We start from the raw sequence: 22,155 nt of genomic DNA, 5'->3' as shown, positions 1-22,155 counted from the left end.
GCCTGTCCGCGGAGGTGCTGTCAGATCACTGGTTCAGCGAGCAGGGCGCGAGGCCCTCGGCGTTCAGGTTCGGCTTGGTGGCGGTGCGGCCGATCGCCGTCTCGATGCGGTTGATCGTGGCGAAACGCTTGTCCTCCAGCGGGCCGAGGATCGCGTTCTGGATGAACGCCGGACCGCCCTGACCGACGCTGGACGCGATGCGGGCGTTGGCCTCGGCGATCTGCTTGTTCAGCAGTTCCAGGTTGCTCTGCACCTCGGCCGCGGCCTGGGCCGGGATCGACGGCAGGTTGTTCAGCGCGGGACAGTTGACCGTGGGCAGAGCCGCGTTGGCGCCACCACCGGCGTTGGCACCGCTGCCGGCGGCCGGGACGTCGGTCGGCTGCTGGGCCGACGCGCCGCCACCCTGGTTCAGCGAGCACACCGACAGGCCCTCGGCGTTCAGGTTGGGCTTGGCGGCGTTGCGGCCGATCGCCGTCTCGATCCGGTTGATCGTGGCGAAACGCTTGCTCTGCAGCGGGCCGAGGATCGCGTTCTGGATGAACGCCGGACCGCCCTGACCGACGCTGGACGCGATGCGGGCGTTGGCCTCGGCGATCTGCTTGTTCAGCAGCTCGAGGTTGCGCTGCACCTCGGCCTGGGCCTGCGCCGGCACGGCGGGCAGGTTGGTCAGCTGCGGGCAGTTGATGGTGGGAAGCGCGGCGTTGTTGCCGCCACCACCAGCGTCGGCGCCACCACCGGCGGCCGGGACCTCGACCGGCTGGGCCGCCGACGTGCCGCCGTCCTGGTTCAGCGAGCACTTGGACAGGCCCTCGGCGTTCAGGTTGGGCTTGGCGGCGTTGCGGCCGATCGCCGTCTCGATCCGGTTGATCGTGGCCAGCCGCTTGCTCGCCAGCGGGCCGAGGATCGCGTTCTGGATGAAGTTCGGGCCGCCCTCACCGGCCGAGGTCCGCAGGCGGTTGTTGGCCTCGGAGATCTGCGTGTTGAGCAGCTCGAGGTTGCGCTTCACCTCGGCCTGGGCCTGAGCCGGCACAGCGGGCAGGTTGGTCAGCTGGGCGCAGTTGACCGTGGGGACGGACTCGGCGGCCGACGCCACGCCCAGGCCGACGCCGACCATGGCCACCGCGACCCCCGCGACCGCGCCGATCTGCCAGCGACGCACATTGCTGGTGCGGGACTTGTTGAACTTGGCTCTGTACATTGGGGGTGCGCCTTCCGCGACGGGGACCGAAAAACGGCTACGGCCATCCATACGGGAGCGCTCCCACGGACGATCAGCGCTTAAGCATTTCTTAAGGTGATCTCTCTGAGCTGACGACGTATCCCCAGCTCAGAGCACCTGCAACGGATCAGGCCGGGTCGTATTCGCCGGCCGCGAAGGTCTCCAGCAGCGTCGGACGCGACGGCTTCCATCCGAGTTCGCGGCGAGCCTTCTCCCCGGACGCCTGCTGGTCCATCAGCAGCGCCTCGCCGAAGCCGCCCAGCCGCGCCACCGTGTCGGCCGGAGCCTCGGCCACGACCCGCCCCTCGAGGCCGAGCCGCCGGCTGGCCAGTTCGCCGAGCTCGGCCACCGACGGGCTGTCCCCGCCCACGGCCAGGAACCGCTCGCCGCCATCACCCGTGGTCAGCGCGGCGACGTAGAGCTCGGCCAGGTCGTCGACGTGCACGGTGGCCCAGTGCTGCGGTCCGGGCCCGACCAGTTGCAGCGCGGCCGGATCGCCGACCTGCGCGCCGCCGAAGACGAGGGCCGGGATGCCCTGCCCGTAGCCGTAGACGATGCCGGGCTCGATCAGCAGCGAACGGATGCCGGGAGCGGCGAGCGCCCGGTTGTCGATCTCTTCGCGCCAGGCCACCAGCGGCGGCGGGGCGAGTGGCGTCTGCTCGGTGAGGTCGGCCCCGGGGCCGTGCACCCAGATTCCGCCCGTGCGGAGGAGCGTGGCCCCCGGACGCAGCCCGGCCAGCACCGCGCCGACGAAGTCGCGGTCGGCGTCGGCGCTGGTCGCGTCGCCGGGGGTGGCGGTCGCGATCACGGCGTCGGCCGCGGCGGCGAGATCGCCTACGGCGGCGCGGTCTCGCATGTCACCGATCACGGCGGTGGCGCCCTGATCGCGTACGCGGGAAGCCTTGTGATCGTCTCGCACCAGCGCCGTGACGCTGTGGCCGGAATCGATCAGCGCGACGAGCACCCGGGAACCGATGTAACCGGTCGCGCCGGTCAGGAAGATGTTCATGTGAGTCAGGATTGCGCGCGCCGGTATGCGCCGCCAACGAATAGTTCTGATGTCACCCATAGGTCACGGCGATAAGCTGGGGGCGTGGAACAACGGCAGCTTCAGTTCTTCGTGGCCGTGGCCGAGGAGCTCAGCTTCACCCGGGCCGCGCGGCGCACGCACGCGGTGCAGTCGACCGTGTCGGCCAGCATCCGGGCGCTGGAGCGGGATCTGGGCGCGCCGCTGTTCGAACGCACCACGACCCAGGTCTCGCTCACCGACGCCGGCTCGGCCCTGCTGCCCGAGGCCCGGCGTGCGCTCGACTCGCTCGACCAGGCCCGCTCGGCGGTCGACGGGGTGCGGAAGGGGCTGACCGGCAGCCTGCGCATCGGCACGCTCTCCGGGCTCACCGTGGTCGACCTGCCCGGGCTGGTCAGCGACTTCCGCGAACGGCACCCGCTGGTGCAGCTCAGCCTGGGCGTCTCGGCCGCGGGCACCGAGGGGCTGCTGGCCGACCTGCGGTCGCATGCGCTCGACGTGGCCTTCGTCGGGGTGCAGTCGATCACGATCCCGGGACTGTGGGTCGACCCGATCGCCACCTTCCGCCCGCGGCTGCTGGTGCCGGCCGGCCATCCGCTGGCCGCCGAGGAGTGCGTGCACCCGTCCGCGGTGGCCGACGAGCCGTTCATCGACCTGCCGGCCGGGTTCTGCAACCGGGTCCGCACCGACAACGACTTCCGGCTGGCCGGCATCATCCGCCGGATAGCGATCGAGACGGGCGATCTGAGCACGATCCCGGGCTACGTCGAGTCGGGCATCGGGGTGGCGCTGGTGCCGCCGCTGGTGGCCGAGGCGGGGGCGCGGGTGGTGGCGGTCGAACTCGATCCGGCGCCGGCCACGTGGACGCTCGCGGTGGCCCGGAGCACGACGACGGCTCCGACCCGGGCGGCGCAGGCTTTCCTCGATCTGGTCGACGCTCACGTCGTACGGAGGGACCGCTATTGATCTTGAATGAGAGGGGCGGTTGGCGGGGTAGGGCATGATCGGCGGCGTGCCAGGGCTCCGCCGGATTGTGCTGCTGTTGCTGATCGTTCCGCTCGTGGCCTCGTGCACGGACACCTGGCAGGCCGACCAAGGACTCATGCCGACGGCCGGCCCCGGCGTCGAGCCTTCCTCAGCCGCTCCCAGTGCTCCCGGCGCCGATGCCGCCCGGAACGCAGTCGAGCCGGTCTCGGCCTGCGGGCTCATCGGCGCGCTCATCACCGCGGAACGCGGCGAATCGGCCGCGGGCTATCGAGAGATGGCGCTGACCGTGCGAAACTGCGGCACCAGCCCGTACGAACTGGACGGGCGCCCGCAGATCACCGTGCTCGACGAGGACGGCGCGCCGATGAAGATCGCCGTCGTGGCCAGCCGGCACTACACCGTGGCGCCGAAACGTCTCGTGCTCAAGCCGGGCACAGCGGCGACGGCCGTCCTGTCGTGGCGCAACACCGTCACCAACACGAGCGGCTGGTCCGAGACCGGGGCCTCGTTGACGGTGGCCACGTCGCCCGACGGGACGCCCCAGCTCGTCACGCTGCCGTCGAAACTCGACCTCGGCAACACCGGACGACTCGAGGCGAGCGCCTGGTTCTGACTGCTCGAAACCGGGCGGGTGACACGGCGGCGCAGCTGCAAAACGTGAAGAAGGAGTACGAGGCGACGATCCAGCGGCACTCACGGCGTACGGGAAACCCGTGGGTCCAGGCCCGATCGGGGTGGCGTACGAGACGCCACTCCCGATCGATGCGGATGGGGTCAGCGGCAGAGCACCGTCAGGCCGGGCAGGCGCAACCACGGCTGGTAGGTGACGTTGGCGCTGACCTTGTCGCCGCGACCCGAGGCCACCGCGCCCGGACCGTTGATCGCGCCCCACCAGTTGCAGGTCGCATTGACGGGCGAGCCGGTGGTGACGACCCCGTACGCCGTGTTGCCGGTCAGGCTGTTCCGGTTGACCTGCACGGTGTCGGACGCCGCGGTGACGTTCACGCCGTTCTTGTTGTTGCGCAGCGTGTTGCTGGTGATCGTCACGCCCGCGTTCAGGCCGATGCCGAAGTCGTTGGCCACCTTCACGCCGGTGCCGGACGAGCTGATCGTGTTGCCGGTGACGCTGATCCGGTTGTTGCCGCCGCCGATGTAGACCGCCGACGACGAGCCGTCGCCCACCACCGTGTTGCCGGTGATCCGGGCCCCGGTCGTCTTGAAGATCGCGACCAGCGTGCCGCCCGCGGTGCTCCGGTTGCCGGCGACGGTCAGGTTCGCGTTGCCCTCGATGAACGTGATGTCCGCGTTGTACGAGGCCGGCACCGGGCCGGTGAAGACGTTGTCGGCGATGGTGACGTCGCGGACCGGCGCGCTGTTGGTCTGGAAGCCGTCCTCGGCGGTCGGCGTGTTCTTGACCAGGTTCCGGCGGAAGGTCGACCGGCTCGCGGTGATCGACGCGGCCCGGCCCGGGTTGTTGATGACGTTGTTCTGGATCGTCTCGCCGCTGTTGCTGTTCTGCATGATCAGCGCGGCCGTGCCGCCACCGGCCGGACCGTTGATCGTGAAGCCGTCGATCGTCACGTCGTTCGCGCTGATCGTGAAGTTGCCGGTCAGCGTCGACTCCCGCCCGCGGCGGCTGCGGGCGTCCTGCCCGGCCTGGGCGCCGTCGACCTCGACGGGCCGGGTGATCGACACGTTTTCCGCATAGGTGCCCGGCGCGACCCGGACCGTCCGGCACGCCGTGGCGTTCACGGCCGACTGGATGGTCGGATAGGTGGTCGACGGGACGTTGCAGACGGCGTTGCGTCCGGGCGAGGCGTGAGCCGCTCCGCCACCGAAGGCCGACACCGCCAGAACGGCGACGACAAGTGCACTCGACTTCATGGGCGTGACGGTAGGTCGCCACCCACCACGGAACGGTGGCGATCGGCGGCGACTTACCGACAATTCACACCAAAGAGTTCAACCACTCGTTGCGGAAGGTACCGGCCGGGTCGTACCGGGAAACCAGCTCCTGGAAATCGCCGAACCGCTCCCACTCGGCCCGGATCGTCTCCGGCGCCATCGTGAACACCTTGCCCCAGTGCGGGCGCGGCGACAGCGGGGCGAGCTGCTCCTCGATCGCGCCCACGACCGGCAGCACCGCGCCGGCGTCGGCGATCCAGGTGAAGTGCAGCGCGATGCTGTCACGCCGGTAGTTCGGGCTCAGCCACAGCTCGTCGGCCTTGATCGTGCGGACCTCGCACACCTGCAGCACCGGCGCGACCCGTTCCCGGATCGCGGCCACCGCGTCGATCGCGGCCAGACCGTTCTCGCGGGCCACGTGATATTCCGACTGCAGTTCCTCACCGCTGGACGGGGTGAACTCCATCCGGAAGTGCGGCAGCCGCTGATGCCACGGGCCGGGCACGCCGCCCTGCTCGGTGCTGTTCATCGCGGGCATGCCGGGCACCGGGTGGCGCGGCCCGTCGGCCAGCCGCCCGCCGTACCACTCGTCGCCGGCCGGCTCGAGACGCTTGAGCCAGGCGTGGCTGATGTCGCGGCTGGTCCAGTTCGTGAACAGGCTGACGCTGTACCCGTCGGCCAGCATGTCGAACAGGTGCTCGTCGAGCGAGGCGCGCGGCACGTGGTCGTACACGTACTGCCGCACCTCGAACGCCGGCACCACGTCGAGGGTGAGCGCGGTGATCACGCCGAGCGCACCGAGGCCCACGACCACACCCTCGAAGTCGGCATCCCCGCGAGCCACCGTGACCAGCTTGCCCGAGCCGTCGACCAGCTCGATCGACGAGACGGCGGTGGCCAGGTTGCCGTGGGTCACGCCGGAACCGTGGGTGGCCGTGGTGATCGCGCCGGCCACCGAGATGTGCGGCAGCGAGGCCGTGTTGTGCAGGGCCAGGCCGTTCGCATAGAGGTAGGCGGCCAGCTCGCCGTACCGGATGCCGCCGTCGACCCGGACCGACTTGCGGTCGGCACTGATCTCGGTGACGCGGGGCAACTCGGCGAGCGAGACGAGGGTGCCGTCGGTGTCGGCCATCCGGTTGAAGGAGTGACCACTGCCCAGCACGCGGATCGGCCCGCCTGCGGCCACGATCTCCTGCACCTCGGGCACCGATGAGGGCCGGCGCACGCTGCGCGCGCTGAAGACGATGTTGCCGGCCCAGTTGGTCACTCGCTCGCTCATCAGACCACCCTAAATCCCTTTCCCGTACGCCGATCAGGCCGTTCGCCACTGTCGGTGCTCGCGAATCGGACCCCAGAGGTGAGACATCACAAACCGGGCGACCTCCGGCCCACCGATGAGTCTCGCCGTCCCGCGGAGTCATACGGGTATGACGGTCCACTTCGCCGTCGGCGCGGCGACCACCCGCGCGGACATCCCGTGCCTGTGCGCGGCCCTGGCCGACCTGGTGCGAGCCCGCCCCGCCCCGGGCGAAGTAGTGTGCGACGTGTCGGCCGTGGCCTGCCCCGACGTGGTCACGGTCGAGACACTGGCCCGCCTGCGCCTGACCGCCGGGCGGCACGGCCACCGCTTCGTCGTGCGGGGCGCCTCCTCCGAGCTGCTGGCGCTGTTCTCGCTGATGGGCCTGGGCGGCTTCTTCGCCGCGGCCCAGCACGCCGCCGACGGTCCATCCGCTCCCCCACCAGACGCGGCCCGGCCCGGGCCGCCGTCCGACACACAGTCACCGCTGTCCGGCCGCCCGTCGCCCGCCGCATAGGAGGCCTGCGGTCGTCAGCCGGGTGGTCTGCGGTTCTCGCGGCGGATGACCAGCCGGAGGCCCGACCAGACCTCGTCGATCGCACAGACCTTGTTGTCGACCAGCCCGGTCGGCAGGGCGATCTCGCGTACGACGTCCTCGGTGACATCCGTGGGTACCTTCGAGGCGCGCTTCGGCCAGGCGACCCAGAAGCCACCGTCCTGGGCCATGCCGGCTCTGACCTCGTCCAGCCGGACCTGCAACTCCTGGCGTTCGGTCACGAACAGCACGATCACATCGCTCGGTGCGTCGACGGCCGGGCCGGGCCCCATGACAACCTCGTCCGGAAGGCCGTCAAGGGTGGCCGCGAAGCCGGCCGGCGCGTTGAGCAGCACGACTCGATGCCCCGGTTTGATGCCGAGCTTGCGATACAACGGTGTACCCGAGTAACCCGCCATGCCAGCCCCCGCCGCCTGTCAGGCGGGCAGTCGGGCGGGCAGACCGAACAGGGGGAACAGACGCTCGGTGTCGAGGAAGTTGTTGATTCCGGATATCCGGCCGTCGGTGATCTCGAGGACTATCAGTGCCCACGGCGTGTGGCCGTCGCCGTCGGTGGCCGGGCGGTATTGAGCGAACGCCGGCATGCCGTTGGCCACGGTCGGGACCAGACGGGAACCCTCGCAGCCGGCGCCGGTGCCGGTCATCCAGGCGACGATGTCGTCCGTGCCGCGCAGCCACAGCGGAAGCGGCGGCATCGAGAGCGTCGCGTCCTCGTGCAGCAACGCGGTGAGCGCCGTCAGGTCGTACGCCTCGAAGGCCTGCACATAACGCGCGAGCAGCTTCTTCTGCTCCTCGTCGTCGGGCTCCACGACCTGGGCACCCTTGTCGGTGGCGGCGATCGTGGCGCGAGCCCGCTGCAGGGCGCTGTTGACGCTCGGCACCGACAGCTCGAGCAGGTCGGCCACCTCTTGCGCCGACCAGGCCAGCACTTCGCGCAGGATGAGCACGGCCCGCTGCTTGGGCGGCAGGTGCTGCAGCGCGGCGACGAAGGCGAGCCGGATCGACTCGCGGTCGGCCACCACCTGGGCGGGATCGGCGACCGCGGCCAGCACCCGGCCGTCGGGCACCGGGCCGACCCAGATCTCGTCGGGCCGCGGTTCGCCCGGATGGGTGGCCTGGCCGGAACCGGCCGGCGCCAGATCCATCGGCCGGGCCCGGCGCTGGGCGCTGCCCAGCATGGTCAGGCAGACGTTGGTGGCGATGCGGTAGAGCCAGGAGCGCAGGGCCGAGCGGCCCTCGAACCCCTCGTAGCTCTTCCACGCGCGGACCATCGTGTCCTGCACCGCGTCTTCGGCCTCGAACGCGGAGCCGAGCATGCGGTAGCAATAGGCGGTCAGCTCGGACCGGAAGCCCTCGAGCTGCGTCTCGATCGGGGTGGCAACGTCGCTCACGAGAAGAAAACTAGCCCAGGGGTACGACAGAAAAAACTCCCGGGACACCGATGAGTTGCCGGAACCGGCCCGGTCCTACTGGCAACTGACGATGAAGGAGCCGGACATGAACACCTGGACCGCCGAGAGCCACGGCAAGGGCGAGTACGCCGAGGTCAACGGGATCAACCTCTACTACGAGACGCACGGCGAGGGCCGTCCGCTGATCCTGCTGCACGGCGGGCTGGGCTCGGGCGAGATGTTCGGCCCGATCATCGGCCAGTTCGCCGACGGTCACCAGGTCATCCTGGTCGACCTGCAGGGCCACGGCCGTACGGCCGACATCGACCGCCCGATCGACATCAAGTTCATGGCCGACGACGTCGCCGCGCTGATCGACCACCTCGGACTCCAGAAGCCGGACGTGGTCGGCTACTCGCTCGGCGGCGGGGTCGCCCTGCTGCTCGCGATCCGTCACCCCGAAAAGGTCGGCCGTCTGGTCTCGGCCTCGGCCGGCATCCGGCGCAACGCGACCTACCCCGAGATCCTCGCGCAGCAGGCCCAGGTCGGCCCCGAGGCGGCCGAGTTCATGAAAGAGACCCCGATGTACGAGCTGTACGCGCGGGTCGCCCCTCGTCCGGAAGACTTCGGCCGCCTGCTGGGCAAGATGGGCGAGTCGATGTCGAAGGACTACGACTACACCGAAGAGGTCCGCAACCTCCAGGTGCCCACCCTGATCATGGCGGCCGACGCCGACATGTGCCCGCCCTCGCACTTCGTCGAGGTGTTCGCCCTGCTCGACGGCGGTCAGCGGGACGGCGGCTGGATGGGTGAGGGCCGGCCCAAGGGCGGTCATGCGCTGGCCATCCTGCCCGGTGTGACCCACTACAGCCTGTTCATGTCCCCGCTGTTCGCCACCGCCTCGCTCGACTTCATCGACAAGGCGGAGTGACCACCAGCATCGAACAGCCGCCGTGCTTGGCCCGTACGCCTACGCTGCGCCGGTGAGTTCGAGGGCGGTCCGGCGGCTGGTGGTTCTCGGGGTGGTGCTGGTTCTGGTGGTCAGCGCGCCCTGGATCTGGACGAACGCGGCCGCCACCGGGCACGTTCATGATGTGGGTGACGCGCCCGGCGCCGACGTGGTGATCGTGCTCGGGACGACGGTCGGCTCCGACGGGCAGCCGGAAGCCCGGCTGGCCGGGCGCCTCCGGACCGCGGCCGAGCTGGTCGCGGCGGGGCGGGCCCGGGTGGTCCTCGTCTCCGGTGACGGTGGCGGTGACTCCGGGGACGAGCCCGCCTCGATGACGGCCTACCTGACCGGGACGCTCGGGGTGGACCCGGCCCGGGTCGTGGCCGACCCGGCCGGGCTCGACACCTATGACTCCTGTCTGCGGGCCCGTGACGTCTTCGGCGTACGGCGGGCCCTGGTCGTCACGCAGGCCTATCACCTGTCGCGCGCGGTGACGCTCTGCCGCAGCCTGGGCCTCGACGTGGACGGTGTCCGGGCGCGATGCGACGGCTGCGGGCGGGCGCTGCTGGCCGAGAAGTCGGTACGCGACTACTTCGCCAGCGGCAAGGCGGCCTGGGACGCCGTCCGGCAGCGGCCGCCGGCGGTCACTTCACCACCCAGCTCGGCGATTCAGGCGGCGCTGGCCACGACCTGACCACCTCGGCCGGCGAAGTGCAGCCCGGCCCAGCTGTTGCAGAACCCCGTCGACCTCGGTCACGCACGGATCGTGCCTTAGGCTGCGCCGGTGCTGAGGCCCCAGAAGGTAGTCGCCTACATCGTCCGCGACGGCCGGCTCCTCGTGTTCCGCCACGCCGACGACGCCGATTTCGACCAGTCCGGACTGCAGGTACCGGCCGGCACGGTGCGAGCGGGCGAGCTGCCCGAGGCGGCGGTGCTCCGGGAGGCGGCCGAGGAGACCGGCTTGGAAACGCTGCGGGTGGAGCGCTACCTCGGGGCGAGCGAGTTCGACATGCGGCCGTACGCCGACGCCACGCACGTCCGGCACTTCTATCACCTGTCGGTGGAAGCGCCGGACGTGGAAGCGCCGGACGTGGAAGCGCGCTGGATCGCCGAGGAGCGGGGCGACGGCGGCCACCCGCCGATCCGCTTCGAGTGCTACTGGCTGCCGCCCGCTCAGGGCCACGTGCTCGCCGCCGGCCAGTCAGCCCTGCTGGGGCGACTCTTCGACTGACCGGCCGCCGTCACCGCGCGGCGACGGGCGTGGCGGCCGCGAGGCTCGGCTCGGGAGTCGGTGGGGTGACGCGCCGCAACACCGCGTGAACGGCGAACAGCACATACCCCGCCAGCACCGGCACGAGCGCCGGGTGGATGAATGCCGCCAGCAGCGCCGCGATCAGCACCACAGCGGTCACGGCCGCCAGCGCACCGGGCCGGGCCGCCACCAGAGCGCGGGCCCGGCGCAACGAACCGCCGGTGGCGGGCAGGCCCACCGGTTCGCGCGGCCGAGGTTCGCGCGGCCGAGGTTCGCGACGGCCCGAGACCCCGGCCACGACGGCGACGAACCCGGCCCCCAGCGCCGCGACGACCAGCAGCGCGATGATGAGCGGGCCGCCGCCCGGCACCGCCCCTCGACGCAGGGCCGCGATGTCCACCGCGATCAGCCATCCCACGGCCAGCACCGCCGGCCCGGCCCACAGACCGGGCACAAGACGCGAACGGAACGACGACCAGCACTCCGCGGCCGAAGGCCAGCGACCGAGCGTGACCAGCCGGGCGATCGCCGAACTACCCGCACCGACCGCAGCGCCGGCGGTCACGACGGGCAGGCAGCCGAGCGACACCAGGATGCCCAGCAGGGCCAGGTCGGCGGCCGTCCGCCACGAATCGCGGATCATCCCTTGAGGCCGCTCGTGTTGATGCCCTCGACCAGCAGGCGCTGGAACGCCACGAAGAACAGGAACACCGGGATCAGCGACAGCAGCGACATCGCGAACATCGGCCCGACCGCGCTCTCGCTGGTGGAGTCGATGAACAGGGTCAGCGCGACCGGCGCCGTGTAGTCGCGGAGTTCGGACAGGAAGACCAGCTGGCGGAAGAAGTCGTTCCAGGTCCAGATGAACGAGAAGATCGCCGTCGTCACCAGCGCCGGGCGGGACAGCGGCAGAATCACGTGCCGGAAGATCCCGTACGGGGAAGCTCCGTCAATGACCGCCGCCTCGTCGAGCTCGCGGGGAATGCCACGCATGAACTGGACGATCAGGAACACGAAGAACGCCTCGGTGGCCAGGAACGCCGGCACCAGCAGGGGCAGGTAGGGCCAGTCGCCGCCGACCCAGCCCAGGGTCCGGAACAGGATGTACTGCGGGATGATCAGCACGTGGCCGGGCAGCAGCAGGGTGCCGATCATGACGGCGAACCACACGCCGCGCAGACGGAACCGCAGACGGCCCAGCGCGTACGCGGCCAGAAGGCACGAGATCGTGTTGCCGGCCACGGTGAACAGGGAGACCATCGCGCTGTTCAGGAAGAAGCGCCCGAAACTGACGTCGAACTTGGTCCAGCCGCTGGTGAAGTTGCCCGGCGTGAAGTCGCGCGGGATCAGCCCGATGTTGTTGACGATCTCGGACGGCGACTTGACCGAGGTGCCGACCATCCACACCAGCGGATACAGCACGACCGCCAAAATCAAGATCAGGGCGAGGAGCCTTCCGTACGTACGCATCACCGCTCCTCGTTGTCCGAGTAGTGGACCCAGAACCGCCCGGTCGTGAAGAGCACCACGGTGATCGCCCCGATCACGAGCAGGAACACCCAGGCCATGGCCGACGCGTAGCCCATGTCGAGTTCGACGAACCCCTTGATGTAGAGGTTCAGCGTGTACATCAGCGTGGAGTCGACCGGGCCGCCGGTGCCGTTGGAGAGCACGAAAGCCGACGTGAAGCCCTGGAAGCCGTTGATCGTCTCGAGCACCAGGTTGAAGAAGATGACCGGCGACAGCATCGGCAGCGTGATGTGGAAGAACTTGCGCCACGGGCCGGCCCCGTCGACCGCCGAGGCCTCGTAGAGCTCGACCGGCACCTGCTTGAGCCCGGCCAGGAAGATCACCATGGGCGCGCCGAACTGCCAGACGGCCAGCAGGATCAGCGTGTAGAGCGCCCAGTCGGGGTCGTTGACCCAGGGCAGGCCCTCGATGCCGAACAGGGCGAGGAACGAGTTGAAGGCGCCGTCCCGGTTGAACATGCTGACCCACACGATGGCCAGCGCGACGCTGCCGCCGAGCAGCGACGGCAGATAGAACAGCCCGCGGAACAGCGAGATGCCGCGCATCGTCCGGTTGAGCAGCAGCGCGACGCCGAGCGCGGAGGCCAGCTTGAGCGGCACGGCCACCAGCGCGAACGTGATGGTCACGGTGACCGCGTGCCAGTACGACTGGTCGGCGGTGAACATCCGGCGGTAGTTGTCCAGCCCGACCCACTCGGCGTCACCGAGCGAGATGAGCGGGCTGTAGTCGGTGAAGCTCAGGTAGAGCGAGATCAGCATCGGGATCGCCGTGATGCCGAGCAGGCCGAGCAGCCACGGCGACAGGAACACGTAGCCGGCGAGGTTCTCGCGGCGCCGGCGGACCCGCCGCCCCGGCTTCGTGGGAGCCGGGACGGCGGGTTCGCGGATCATGGTGGAGGCGGTCACGAGGCGCCGATCGCCGCCTTGGCCGCGGCGACGTAGGCCGCTGCGCCCTGTTCCGGGGTCTGCCGTCCGTAGACGACCTCCTCGGCCACCCGGATCAGCTCGGAACGGACCTTGCTGTGCCCCTGCGGCGGCACGCCGGGCGGGTTGGGACCGAACTTCGCGCCCAGTTCGTCCTGGACGGCGATCGTCTGCTTCATGTTGGGGTCGGTCACCGTCGCCGCGACCTGCTTGCGGAGGTCGGTGTTGGGCGGCAGGCCACGGTCGGTGCCGAGGATCTTGGCGGCCTCGGGGTCGTTGGCCAGGAAGTTGATCACGTCGACGGCGGTGTCCTTGTGCTTGCCGCCGCGGAACGCCGAGAAGTAGAGCGACGCCCGCGCCCACTGCACGCTGTTGTCACCCGGGTAGGCCATCAGGCCCAGCTCGTCGTCGGTGTTCTTCTTCAGCTCGGGCATCTGGTTGGTCCAGACCCACGAGGTGCCGGCCTTGCCGGTGACGATCAGCTGCTTGCTGACGTCGCTGGCGTTGCCCTCGTGGATGACGTCGGGCGTCGGGGTGGCCCCCTTGGCGCGGGCGTCCTTCCAGAGCGTGAACCACTTGGTCATGTCGGCCTCGTCGAAACCGAGCTGCTTGCCCGCGTACAGGTCCTTGCCGTTCTGCCGCAGGAACACCCAGAGCGCCTGGTAGACCGCGGACGCGTCCTGCGTACCGGGAAGCTTGGAGACCTTGGTGACGTTGGCCGCCCAGTCGATGAACTCGTCCCAGCTCATGCCGGTCTTGGGCTCGGGCAGCTTGAACTTCTCGAGCAGCGTCTTGTTGTAGACCAGGCCCTGAGTGTTCTCACCCATCGCGACGCCGGACAGCTTGCCGTCGACCTCACCGTATTTGCGCAGGCTCTCGGGGAACTTGCTGACGTCGAGTTTCCCATTTTGCGCGTACGGGGTCAGGTCGAGCGTCACCCCGCGGCCGGCGTACTCGGAGATGTAGTTGTCGTCGATCTGGAAGATGTCCGGAGCGTTGCCGCCCGCGGTCAGCGTGGCCAGCTTGTCGAAGTAGCCCTGGTTTCCCTGCCAGGTCGTCTTGAACGTGACGTCGGGGTGCTTGGCCGTGTAGAGCTTGAGGGCCTGGTCGGTCAGCTCGGCGCGCTTCTCGGCGCCCCACCAGAAGACCGACAGCTCGGTCTTTCCATCGCTGGAAGAGTCGTCGCCACCACAGGCCGCGGCACCGAGCAGGAGTGGAACAGTAAGGGCGGCGGCCAGTAAGCGCCGTCGAGTAGTACGTTGAGCGGGCGTGTGATCCCGCGTGATGGGCTCCATGACGCTCCTTCTAGGAAGCGACACCTCCGTGGGCGATCACGTCGCCCGGGTCCGCAGGGCTGTGCGGACCCGGGCCCCGCCCCGTCGAGTCGCGGATGACCAGTTCGGTCTGCAGATGAATCTGTGCGGTGGTGCGGCGGTCGTCGCCATGCGCGAGGAGCATGTCGACGGCCGCCCGACCAGCGGCGGCGGTGGGGGTCGCCACCGTGGTCAGCTTCGGGCGGGTGAGCCGGCTGAGCATGATGTCGTCGATGCCGACGACGCTGACGTCCTGGGGTACGCGCGCCCCGGCGGCCAGCAGACCCTCGATGAGACCGATCGCCATGAGGTCGTTGTAGGCCAGCACGGCGGTGGCGCCGGCCCGCAACACCTCCTCGGCGACCGTGAGCCCACCGACCTCGGTCGGCGGGTTGGGGCCGATGATGGTGAGCTCGGCCCCGGCCGCCTTGGCGGTGGCGGTGGCCGAACGCCGGATCTCGCGGCTGGTCCACGACCCGCGGGGACCGCTGAGCAGCGCGACCGAGCGGTGGCCGAGGTTGGTGAGGTGCTCCACCGCGATCCGGGCTCCGCGGGCGACGTCCATCACCACGGCCGGGATGCCGGCGATCTGGCGGTTCACCACGACCAGCGGCACCTCCCGGCTGAGCTGCTCGATCAGCGCGTTGCTCATCCGGGGGCTGACCAGCAGCACGCCGTCGACCTGCTTGGCCAGCGCGCGGACGACCTCTTCCTCGACCGCCGCGTCCTCGTTGGTGTCGGCCACGAAGATGTGGTGGTCGTGCTTGCGGGCCTGACTCTCGGCCGCCTTGATCAGCGGCGGGAAGAACGGGTTGGCGATGTCGGCCACGATCAGGCCGATGTTGAACGTGCGGCCGGTGATGAGCGCGCGGGCGGCCCGGTTGGGGCGGTAGCCGAGCTGCTCGGCGCAGGCCAGCACCCGGCTGCGGGTGTTCGGGTTGACCAGGTGCGGGGCCGAGAACGTCCGCGACACGGTGGAGATGTGCACGCCCGACGCCCTGGCCACGTCGCGGATGGTGACGGCCATGCTTACACCTCCTGTACTTATGGCTTCGCTCCGCTCAGCGGCGATCGCCTTGTAACCGGTGATCGCTGTGTCACGGGTCACGTGTCGAGAGCCATTAATGCAAGCGGTTGCACACAAGTCAATGGGCATCTATTGCATAGATGTTGCAAACGGACGCTTGGCACACGCTCCCACTCGGGCTAAACGGGATTTATGCCTCAGCATCATTGACGACAACGGATCGACCGTCCTAACTTCCCTGCAAACCTTTGCCGTCTTCCGGGAGGTCCCATGCGCCGCATCGCTCTGATCGGCACCGGCTCGCGGGCCGAGATGTTCATCAAGGCGGCCACGGAGAACGGCCAGCTGGTCGCCCTGGCCGACGTCAACCAGGCCCGGATGGACGTGCACAACGGCTGGCTGCCGGAACCGGTGCCGACCTATCAGGCCGCCGACCTGCGCCGGATGCTGGCCGCCGAGAAGGTCGACGAACTCATCGTGACCAGCGTGGACAGCACCCACGCGGACCACATCGTGACCGCGCTCGAGGCCGGCTGCGACGTCATCACCGAGAAGCCGATGACGGTGGACGCGCCCAGCTGCGAACGCATCCTCGACGCCGTCGAACGCACCGGCCGGCGCGTTCAGGTCGCCTTCAACTACCGGTTCAACCCGGTGCACGAGGTGGTGCGCACGCTGCTGGCCCGCGGCGAGATCGGCGAGATCGGCTCGGTGCACTTCGAGTGGCTGCTCGACGTGCGGCACGGCGCCGACTACTTCCGCCGCTGGCACCGCGACAAGGCCACCTCGGGCGGGCTGCTCGTGCACAAGTCGGGTCACCACTTCGACCTGGTCAACTGGTGGCTGGGCGCGGCACCGGTCGAAGTCTTCGCGTCGGGGCGGCTGTTCTTCTACGGCGATCAGGGGCGCGGGCGCGCTCTGCCGCAAGATCGATTCGCGCTCGACCTGACGGCCGATCCCCGTCTCGAGGCGCTCTACGAACGCCCGTCAGCAGTGGACGGCTACCGCCGCGACCAGGACGTCTTCGCCCCCGGTGTGACCATCGAGGACGACCTGGCCGTTCTGGTCCGCTACGACACGGGCGCCACCATGACCTATCACCTCACCGCGTACGCGCCGTGGGAGGGCTATCGGCTCATGGTCAACGGCAGCCGAGGCCGGCTCGAGCTCGAGGTGATCGAGAGCGACCACGTCAGCCCGGACGCGTCGGCCATGGTCAAGCACGGCGCGTCCCCCGAGTCGGGGTCGGTCACCCTGACCATCCGGCCCTACTGGACACCCCCGTACGCGGTGGAACTGCAACCGGTCGACCGCGAGGGCCACGGCGGCGCCGACAAGCGGATGACCGGCGTGCTGCTGGGCGGGCAGACCGACCCGATGAACCGCTCGGCGACCGCCCGCGACGGCGCCCTGGCCCTGCTCACCGGCCTCGCCGCCAACCAGAGCCTGCGGGACGCGGCGCCGGTGCGGGTCGACACGCTGATCAAGGAGTGAGAATGCCCGACCCGATCTTCGTCACCGACCCGCGGCACGCCGGTCTGGCCCGCGACCTGTACGCCGTGGTCCGCGACCTGCCCCTGATCAGCCCGCACGGCCACGTCGACCCGGCACTGCTGGCCGACGACGAGCCGTTTCCCGACCCGGCCCGGCTGCTGATCGTCCCCGACCACTACGTGACCCGGATGCTGCTGAGCCAGGGCATCCCGCCCGACCGGCTGGGCGTGCCCCGGCGCGACGGCGGCCCGGTCGAGACCGATCCCCGGACGATCTGGCGCCTGCTCGCCGCGAACTGGCATCTCTTCCGCGGTACGCCGTCGCGGCTGTGGCTCGAGCAGACGTTCCGCACGGTCTTCGGTGTCGACACGCCGTTCTCGAAAGACACGGCCGACGAGGTGTACGACGCGATCGCCGCCCGCCTGGCCGAGCCGGATTTCCGCCCGCGGGCCCTGTTCGAGCGCTTCCGCATCGAGGTGCTGGCCACCACCGAGTCCCCCACCGACGAATTGCCCCACCACGCCAAGCTGGCCGCCGACGGGTGGGGCGGCCGGGTCATCTCCACGTTCCGGCCGGACGACGTGGTCGATCTCGATCGCGACGACTGGGCCGGCAACGTGGCGCGGATGGGCGAACTGGCCGGCGAGGACTGTTCCTCCTACGGCGGCTACCTCTCCGCGTTGCGACGCCGGCGCGAGGCCTTCATCGAGGCCGGCACGACCTCGTCGGACCACGGTCACCCCACCGCCCGTACGGTCGCGCTGGAACCCGCCGATGCCGCCCGGATCTTCGAGCGAGGGCTCCGGGGCGAGGCGTCCGCGGCCGACGCCGAGACGTTCCGCGGGCACATGATCCTCGAGTTCGCGCGGATGTCGATCGATGACGGCCTGGTCATGCAGTTGCATCCGGGGGCGTCGCGCGACCACAACCGGGCGCTGTTCGCCGCGCACGGCCGGGACGTGGGCGGCGACATCCCGCAGGCGACCGATTATGTCCATGCGCTGGCGCCGCTGCTGGACGCGTACGGGATGGAACCTCGCCTCCGGATCGTGCTCTACACCCTCGACGAGACGGCGTTCAGCCGCGAACTGGCCCCGCTCGCGGGCGGCTACCCGGCCCTGTTCCTGGGCGCGCCGTGGTGGTTCCTCGACACGCCCGACGCGATGCGCCGGTTCCGCGAGGCGGTGACCGACTCGGCCGGCTTCTACAACACGGCCGGCTTCGTCGACGACACCCGGGCCTTCTGTTCCATTCCCGTACGCCACGACGTGGCTCGACGGGTCGACGCGGCCTACCTGGCGTCCCTCGTCGTGCAGGACCGCCTGCCGTTCGCCGAAGCGGCCGAGACCATCGCCGATCTGGCCTACCACCTGCCCAAACGCATCTTCCGGTTGGAGAACGCATGACCACCATCACGGGCGTCGACGTGCACGACGTGCGGTTCCCGACGGCCGCGGCGGGCGACGGGTCCGACTCGATCAACCGCGGCGACTATTCGGCCACCTATGTCGAGCTGACGACCGACGCGGGCGTGACCGGCACCGGGTTCACCTTCACCAACGGCCAGGGGAACGAGATCACCTGCGCGGCCGTACGGGCCCTGGCGCCCTCGTTGGTCGGCGTGTCTCTGTCGGCCGACCCGCTGGCGTTTCTGCGGTCGCTCACCGCGCATCCGCAGCTGCGCTGGATCGGGCCCGAGAAGGGTGCGCTGCACATGGCGACCGGTGCGGTCGTCAACGCCGTGTGGGACGCGCGGGCCAAGCTGGCCGGCCGGCCGATGTGGGAGTACCTGGCCTCCATGTCGACGTCCGACCTGCTGGCCTGTGTGGACTTCCGGCACATCTCGGACGCGCTGACTCCGTCCGAGGCCGCTGCCATTCTTGATCGCGGTCTGGTCGGCCTCGATGATCGGCTCGCCCGGCTGCGGGACGAAGGATTTCCGTCATACACCACCAGCGTCGGGTGGCTCGGCTACCCCGACGACAAGGTGCGGGCGCTGACCAAGCAGGCCTACGCCGACGGCTGGCGCGCGATGAAGATGAAGGTCGGCGGCCCGATCGAGGACGACGTGCGCCGGGCCGCGATCATCCGCTCCGAGATCGGCCCCGACGCGCTGCTGATGATGGACGCCAACCAGATCTGGGGCGTCGACGAGGCCATCGCCAACATGGCCCGGCTGGCCGAATTCGATCCCTACTGGATCGAGGAACCCACCCACCCCGACGACATCCTCGGCCACGCGAAAATTCAAGAAGCGGTTTCCCCCGTACGCGTCGCGACCGGTGAAGTGGCGGCCAACCGCGTCATCTTCAAGCAGTTGCTGCAAGCCGACGCCATCCGGGTGATGCAAGTCGACGCGTGCCGGGTCGCGGGCGTGCCCGAGGTGCTGGCCGAGTTGCTGCTGGCGGCCAAGTTCGGCGTCCCGGTGTGCCCGCACGCGGGTGGGGTCGGGCTGTGCGAGCTCGTGCAGCACATCGCGATCTTCGACTACCTGCGCGTGGGGACGTCGCTCGACGGCCGGATGGTCGAATACGTCGATCATCTGCACGAGCACTTCACGGACCCGGTGCGTACGCGGGAAGGCCGTTATCTCCTGCCTTCTCGCCCCGGATACAGCTCCGACATGGTGCCGGCCTCGATCGACCGCTTCTCCTTCCCGGGCGGTCCCGAATGGAACTGAGTACCTCTTCGCTGGCCCATGTGCCTCGGGACTGCCGGCCGCGCGTCGTGGCTCCTCCGGCCGGCATCGTTCATCTCGGGCTGGGCGCGTTCCATCGGGCCCATCAGGCCGTCTTCACCGAGGACGCGATGGCCGCGGGCGGTGGCGACTGGGGCATCGTCGGGGTCGCACCGCGCTCGGCCGACGTGGTCGACGCGATGCGGGCGCAGGACGGGCTGTTCAGCGTCACGACGCTCGACCCGGGCGGCAACAGCACGCGGGTGATCGGTTCGTCGGCCGGGCAGATGCGGGCCGCCGCCGACCCCGGAGCGGTGGTGGCCCTGCTGGCCGACCCGACCATCAAGATCGTGACGCTGACCGTGACCGAGAAGGGCTACAAGCTCGACGCGGCCACCGGGCGGCTGCTGCTCGACGACGACCTGCGGGCCGACCTCGAGACCGGGCGGCCGCCGCAGACCGTGCCCGGCCTGCTGATCCGCGGACTGTGCGCGCGGCGCCGGGCCGACGCCGGGCCGATCGCGCTGGCCAGCTGCGACAACCTGCCGGCCAACGGGCACCGGCTGCGCGGTCTGATCACCGGGCTGGCGGCGGCCACCGCGATCGCCGACTGGGTCGCTTCGTCGGTCAGTTTCCCCGGCTCGATGGTCGACCGGATCGTGCCCGCCACCACGGCGGCGACGCTCGCGGGGGCGTCGACGGCCCTGGGCGTACGGGATCGGGCCGCGGTGAACGGCGAACCGTACTCGGCGTGGGTGATCGAGGACGACTTCCCGGCCGGGCGGCCCGCCTGGGAGCTGGCCGGGGCGGTGCTGACAACCGACGCCCGGCCGTGGGAGCGGCTGAAGTTGCGCACGCTCAACGGGGTGCACTCGGCGATCGCCTACCTCGGCGCGGTGGCTGGGTGCACGACGATCGCGTCGGCCCTGGCTCTGCCGGGGATGCATTCGGTTGTTCGTGAGTTCATCGCTTCCGACGTGGCGCCCAGCTTCGAGCCGCCGTCGGGGGTGGACACTCTCGCGTACGGGGAAGAGGTTTTGATCCGGTTCGAGAACCCGGCCATCGAGTACCAGACCGTGCAGGTGGCCATGGACGGTTCGCAGAAGCTGCCGCAGCGGGTGCTGCAGACGATCGCCGACCGGCTGGCCGCGGGTTCGGTGCCACACTGGGGGGCGCTGGTCGTGGCGGCGTGGATGCGGTTCGTGCAGGGCGTGGCCGACGACGGGACGCCCTTGCCGCTGAACGATCCCCTGGCCGACCGGATCCGGGCCCGGCTGGCCGCGGCGCCGGCCACTCCGTCGGGCGTGGTGGACGCCCTGCTGGGGCTGGACACGGTGTTCACGCCGGCGCTGGCCGAGGACGCTCGGTGGCGGGCGGCGCTGATCGAGTGGCTGACCGCCATCGACAAGCACGGCGTCAAGGCGACTCTGGCCGGTGCTCTTCCATGACCGCTTCCTCCAGGGGCTCGCTGGCCGCTTCTTCCGTGAGCCCGCCGGCGGCGTTGATCGGCGCTCTTCCGTGAGCGCGCGCGTGGCGCTGATCGGCGCGAACGGGCACGGGCGGTGGCATCGGCGGTTGATCGCGTCGCTGCCGGACGTCGAACTGGTGGGGCTGGCCGACGTGCAGCCGATCGACCCGCCCGCCGACGCGCCGGTCTTCAGCGACCACCGGATGCTGCTGGCCGAGACCAAGCCGGACGTGGTGGTGATCTGCACGCCGCCGCACACCCATCTGCCGATCGCCCTCGACGCGCTGGACGCCGGCTGCGATCTGCTGCTGGAGAAGCCACCGGTCACCTCTGTCGCCGCGCACCGCACGCTGGTTTCAGCGACCACGCGGGCGGGCCGGGCATGCCAGGTCGGCTTCCAGTCGCTGGGCTCGCTGGCCTGGGCCCGGTTCCGGTCGGCGCTCGACCCTTCGGTGACGGCCCTGACCGCCGTGGCCTCGTGGAAACGCGACGACGCCTACTACGCCCGCTCCCCCTGGGCCGGCCGGCGCGTCGTCGACGGCCGCCCGGTGGTCGACGGCGCCCTGGTCAACCCGCTCGCACACGCCGTGATGCAGGCGCTGGCCGCGGGCGCCGCGACCGGAGCGGGCCGGCCGCGCCTGCTGGAGGTCGAGCGCTACCGCGTGCGCCCGATCGAGGTGGAGGACACGGCGTTCGCCCGCATCACCTTCGAGAGCGGCCTGCCGTTACTGATCGCCGTCACCCTGGCCGGCGAGGACTTCATCCCCGGCGAGATCTCGGCCCGCTCACCGGACGGCCGGGCCCTGCTCGAATACCCGACCGACCGGCTGGCCATGGGCTCGGACGCGACCTTGTCCGAGGTGCCTGGCCGCGCCGACCTTCTCACGAACCTGCTGGCCCACCGGGCCGACGGCACGCCGCTGCTGGTCCCACTGGAGTCGACGGCCGATTTCACGAGCGTGCTCGAGGCGCTGACGCTCCCCGGCAACCCGCTCCCCCACCGGCTCGACGTCCCCGGCCACACGATCCCCGGCATCAACGCCCTGCTCCGCCGGGCCGCCGACACCCTGTCGCTGCCGTCCGAGCTGGGCATCACGTGGGCGACGAGACCCGATCGGTGGCGGTTGCCGATCCTGTAAC

Annotated in this window: 22 protein-coding genes; 11 read left to right on the top strand and 11 right to left on the bottom strand. The window is 70.2% G+C overall.

Annotated elements, in window-relative coordinates; all coding sequences use genetic code 11:
* Positions 1-25: 25 nt before the first annotated feature.
* On the bottom strand, positions 26-1,198 hold the full coding sequence (locus tag KOI35_RS33165; protein ID WP_215792637.1) for a hypothetical protein: 1,173 nt from the start codon (positions 1,196-1,198) through the stop codon (positions 26-28).
* A 148-nt stretch (positions 1,199-1,346) separates the two neighbouring features.
* On the bottom strand, positions 1,347-2,228 hold the full coding sequence (locus KOI35_RS33160) for an NAD-dependent epimerase/dehydratase family protein (RefSeq protein WP_215792636.1): 882 nt from the start codon (positions 2,226-2,228) through the stop codon (positions 1,347-1,349).
* Positions 2,229-2,312: 84 nt separating this feature from the next.
* Here KOI35_RS33160 and KOI35_RS33155 point away from each other — a divergent pair, with 84 nt between their 5' ends.
* Positions 2,313-3,212, top strand: coding sequence for a LysR family transcriptional regulator (locus KOI35_RS33155; protein ID WP_215792635.1), 900 nt, complete (start codon positions 2,313-2,315; stop codon positions 3,210-3,212).
* A gap of 46 nt (positions 3,213-3,258) precedes the next feature.
* Positions 3,259-3,846: a DUF4232 domain-containing protein gene (locus KOI35_RS47825; protein ID WP_215792634.1), complete on the top strand. Its 588-nt coding sequence runs from the start codon at positions 3,259-3,261 to the stop codon at positions 3,844-3,846.
* A 161-nt stretch (positions 3,847-4,007) separates the two neighbouring features.
* On the opposite strand, the gene KOI35_RS33145 is transcribed toward KOI35_RS47825, so the two are convergent.
* Both KOI35_RS33145 and KOI35_RS33140 read right to left on the bottom strand, forming a co-directional pair.
* Entirely contained in the window at positions 4,008-5,117 is a 1,110-nt protein-coding gene (locus tag KOI35_RS33145) for a right-handed parallel beta-helix repeat-containing protein (protein WP_215792633.1), read from the bottom strand.
* A 64-nt stretch (positions 5,118-5,181) separates the two neighbouring features.
* On the bottom strand, positions 5,182-6,417 hold the full coding sequence (locus KOI35_RS33140) for an FAD-binding protein (protein WP_215792632.1): 1,236 nt from the start codon (positions 6,415-6,417) through the stop codon (positions 5,182-5,184).
* A gap of 148 nt (positions 6,418-6,565) precedes the next feature.
* On the opposite strand from KOI35_RS33140, the gene KOI35_RS33135 reads away from it, so the two are divergent.
* Positions 6,566-6,952, top strand: coding sequence for an STAS domain-containing protein (locus KOI35_RS33135; protein ID WP_215792631.1), 387 nt, complete (start codon positions 6,566-6,568; stop codon positions 6,950-6,952).
* Between the two features lie 14 nt (positions 6,953-6,966).
* On the opposite strand, the gene KOI35_RS33130 is transcribed toward KOI35_RS33135, so the two are convergent.
* Both KOI35_RS33130 and KOI35_RS33125 read right to left on the bottom strand, forming a co-directional pair.
* Positions 6,967-7,365 (bottom strand): DUF3052 family protein, encoded by a 399-nt coding sequence (locus KOI35_RS33130; protein WP_246614153.1) that lies wholly within the window; start codon positions 7,363-7,365, stop codon positions 6,967-6,969.
* Positions 7,366-7,407: 42 nt separating this feature from the next.
* Positions 7,408-8,382 (bottom strand): sigma-70 family RNA polymerase sigma factor, encoded by a 975-nt coding sequence (locus KOI35_RS33125; RefSeq protein ID WP_215792629.1) that lies wholly within the window; start codon positions 8,380-8,382, stop codon positions 7,408-7,410.
* 106 nt (positions 8,383-8,488) lie between these two features.
* Between KOI35_RS33125 and KOI35_RS33120 the strand changes: the two genes are divergently transcribed.
* From KOI35_RS33120 to KOI35_RS33110, 3 genes are all read left to right on the top strand, one after another.
* On the top strand, positions 8,489-9,313 hold the full coding sequence (locus KOI35_RS33120; RefSeq protein WP_215792628.1) for an alpha/beta fold hydrolase: 825 nt from the start codon (positions 8,489-8,491) through the stop codon (positions 9,311-9,313).
* A gap of 52 nt (positions 9,314-9,365) precedes the next feature.
* Complete coding sequence (locus KOI35_RS33115) at positions 9,366-10,025, top strand: SanA/YdcF family protein (RefSeq protein ID WP_215792627.1); 660 nt, start codon at positions 9,366-9,368, stop codon at positions 10,023-10,025.
* 90 nt (positions 10,026-10,115) lie between these two features.
* Positions 10,116-10,562, top strand: a complete 447-nt coding sequence (locus tag KOI35_RS33110) for an NUDIX hydrolase (protein WP_215792626.1) — start codon at positions 10,116-10,118, stop codon at positions 10,560-10,562.
* 10 nt (positions 10,563-10,572) lie between these two features.
* Here KOI35_RS33110 and KOI35_RS33105 read toward each other — a convergent pair whose 3' ends face one another.
* Genes KOI35_RS33105 through KOI35_RS33085 form a run of 5 tightly spaced genes read right to left on the bottom strand, consistent with a single transcriptional unit; the run spans position 10,573 to position 15,376 of the window.
* Positions 10,573-11,226 carry a hypothetical protein gene (locus KOI35_RS33105; RefSeq protein ID WP_215792625.1) on the bottom strand — a complete coding sequence of 218 codons (654 nt, stop codon included), beginning with the start codon at positions 11,224-11,226 and terminating at the stop codon, positions 10,573-10,575.
* Positions 11,223-12,053 (bottom strand): carbohydrate ABC transporter permease, encoded by an 831-nt coding sequence (locus tag KOI35_RS33100; protein WP_215792624.1) that lies wholly within the window; start codon positions 12,051-12,053, stop codon positions 11,223-11,225. Before KOI35_RS33100 ends, KOI35_RS33105 begins: the two co-directional genes overlap by 4 nt.
* Entirely contained in the window at positions 12,053-13,003 is a 951-nt protein-coding gene (locus tag KOI35_RS33095; RefSeq protein ID WP_215792786.1) for a carbohydrate ABC transporter permease, read from the bottom strand. Before KOI35_RS33095 ends, KOI35_RS33100 begins: the two co-directional genes overlap by 1 nt.
* Positions 13,004-13,014: 11 nt before the next feature.
* Complete coding sequence (locus tag KOI35_RS33090) at positions 13,015-14,331, bottom strand: ABC transporter substrate-binding protein (RefSeq protein ID WP_215792623.1); 1,317 nt, start codon at positions 14,329-14,331, stop codon at positions 13,015-13,017.
* Between the two features lie 10 nt (positions 14,332-14,341).
* On the bottom strand, positions 14,342-15,376 hold the full coding sequence (locus tag KOI35_RS33085) for a LacI family DNA-binding transcriptional regulator (protein WP_215792622.1): 1,035 nt from the start codon (positions 15,374-15,376) through the stop codon (positions 14,342-14,344).
* A 270-nt stretch (positions 15,377-15,646) separates the two neighbouring features.
* On the opposite strand from KOI35_RS33085, the gene KOI35_RS33080 reads away from it, so the two are divergent.
* The 5 genes from KOI35_RS33080 to KOI35_RS33060 all read left to right on the top strand — a co-directional run bounded on the left by KOI35_RS33080 (position 15,647) and on the right by KOI35_RS33060 (position 22,154).
* Complete coding sequence (locus KOI35_RS33080; RefSeq protein WP_215792621.1) at positions 15,647-16,870, top strand: Gfo/Idh/MocA family protein; 1,224 nt, start codon at positions 15,647-15,649, stop codon at positions 16,868-16,870.
* Positions 16,871-16,872: 2 nt separating this feature from the next.
* A complete protein-coding gene (uxaC, locus tag KOI35_RS33075; RefSeq protein WP_215792620.1) occupies positions 16,873-18,276 on the top strand; it encodes a glucuronate isomerase in 1,404 nt (467 codons plus the stop codon).
* Positions 18,273-19,550, top strand: a complete 1,278-nt coding sequence (locus KOI35_RS33070; protein WP_215792619.1) for an enolase C-terminal domain-like protein — start codon at positions 18,273-18,275, stop codon at positions 19,548-19,550. Before uxaC ends, KOI35_RS33070 begins: the two co-directional genes overlap by 4 nt.
* The gene (locus tag KOI35_RS33065; protein WP_215792618.1) at positions 19,541-20,995 is read left to right on the top strand and encodes a mannitol dehydrogenase family protein; all 1,455 of its coding nucleotides are present in this window, start codon (positions 19,541-19,543) and stop codon (positions 20,993-20,995) included. Before KOI35_RS33070 ends, KOI35_RS33065 begins: the two co-directional genes overlap by 10 nt.
* Positions 20,996-21,065: 70 nt before the next feature.
* Positions 21,066-22,154: a Gfo/Idh/MocA family protein gene (locus KOI35_RS33060; RefSeq protein ID WP_215792617.1), complete on the top strand. Its 1,089-nt coding sequence runs from the start codon at positions 21,066-21,068 to the stop codon at positions 22,152-22,154.
* Position 22,155 lies beyond the last annotated feature (1 nt).

The organism is Paractinoplanes bogorensis, assembly GCF_018829635.1.
Classification (GTDB): Bacteria; Actinomycetota; Actinomycetes; order Mycobacteriales; family Micromonosporaceae; genus Actinoplanes; species Actinoplanes bogorensis.
Note: the sequence above shows the minus strand (reverse complement) of the source record. Positions and strands in the feature narration are given on the sequence as shown.

Coding starts and splice junctions, on each gene's coding strand:
- KOI35_RS33135 (WP_215792631.1), top strand. CDS start 6,566: ATGACGGTCCACTTCGCCGTCGGCGCGGCGACCACCCGCGCGGACATC.
- KOI35_RS33090 (WP_215792623.1), bottom strand. CDS start 14,331: ATGGAGCCCATCACGCGGGATCACACGCCCGCTCAACGTACTACTCGA.
- KOI35_RS33070 (WP_215792619.1), top strand. CDS start 18,273: ATGACCACCATCACGGGCGTCGACGTGCACGACGTGCGGTTCCCGACG.
- uxaC (WP_215792620.1), top strand. CDS start 16,873: ATGCCCGACCCGATCTTCGTCACCGACCCGCGGCACGCCGGTCTGGCC.
- KOI35_RS33120 (WP_215792628.1), top strand. CDS start 8,489: ATGAACACCTGGACCGCCGAGAGCCACGGCAAGGGCGAGTACGCCGAG.
- KOI35_RS33145 (WP_215792633.1), bottom strand. CDS start 5,117: ATGAAGTCGAGTGCACTTGTCGTCGCCGTTCTGGCGGTGTCGGCCTTC.
- KOI35_RS33080 (WP_215792621.1), top strand. CDS start 15,647: ATGCGCCGCATCGCTCTGATCGGCACCGGCTCGCGGGCCGAGATGTTC.
- KOI35_RS33160 (WP_215792636.1), bottom strand. CDS start 2,228: ATGAACATCTTCCTGACCGGCGCGACCGGTTACATCGGTTCCCGGGTG.
- KOI35_RS33095 (WP_215792786.1), bottom strand. CDS start 13,003: ATGATCCGCGAACCCGCCGTCCCGGCTCCCACGAAGCCGGGGCGGCGG.
- KOI35_RS33085 (WP_215792622.1), bottom strand. CDS start 15,376: ATGGCCGTCACCATCCGCGACGTGGCCAGGGCGTCGGGCGTGCACATC.
- KOI35_RS33065 (WP_215792618.1), top strand. CDS start 19,541: ATGGAACTGAGTACCTCTTCGCTGGCCCATGTGCCTCGGGACTGCCGG.
- KOI35_RS33105 (WP_215792625.1), bottom strand. CDS start 11,226: ATGATCCGCGATTCGTGGCGGACGGCCGCCGACCTGGCCCTGCTGGGC.
- KOI35_RS33100 (WP_215792624.1), bottom strand. CDS start 12,053: ATGCGTACGTACGGAAGGCTCCTCGCCCTGATCTTGATTTTGGCGGTC.
- KOI35_RS33165 (WP_215792637.1), bottom strand. CDS start 1,198: ATGTACAGAGCCAAGTTCAACAAGTCCCGCACCAGCAATGTGCGTCGC.
- KOI35_RS33140 (WP_215792632.1), bottom strand. CDS start 6,417: ATGAGCGAGCGAGTGACCAACTGGGCCGGCAACATCGTCTTCAGCGCG.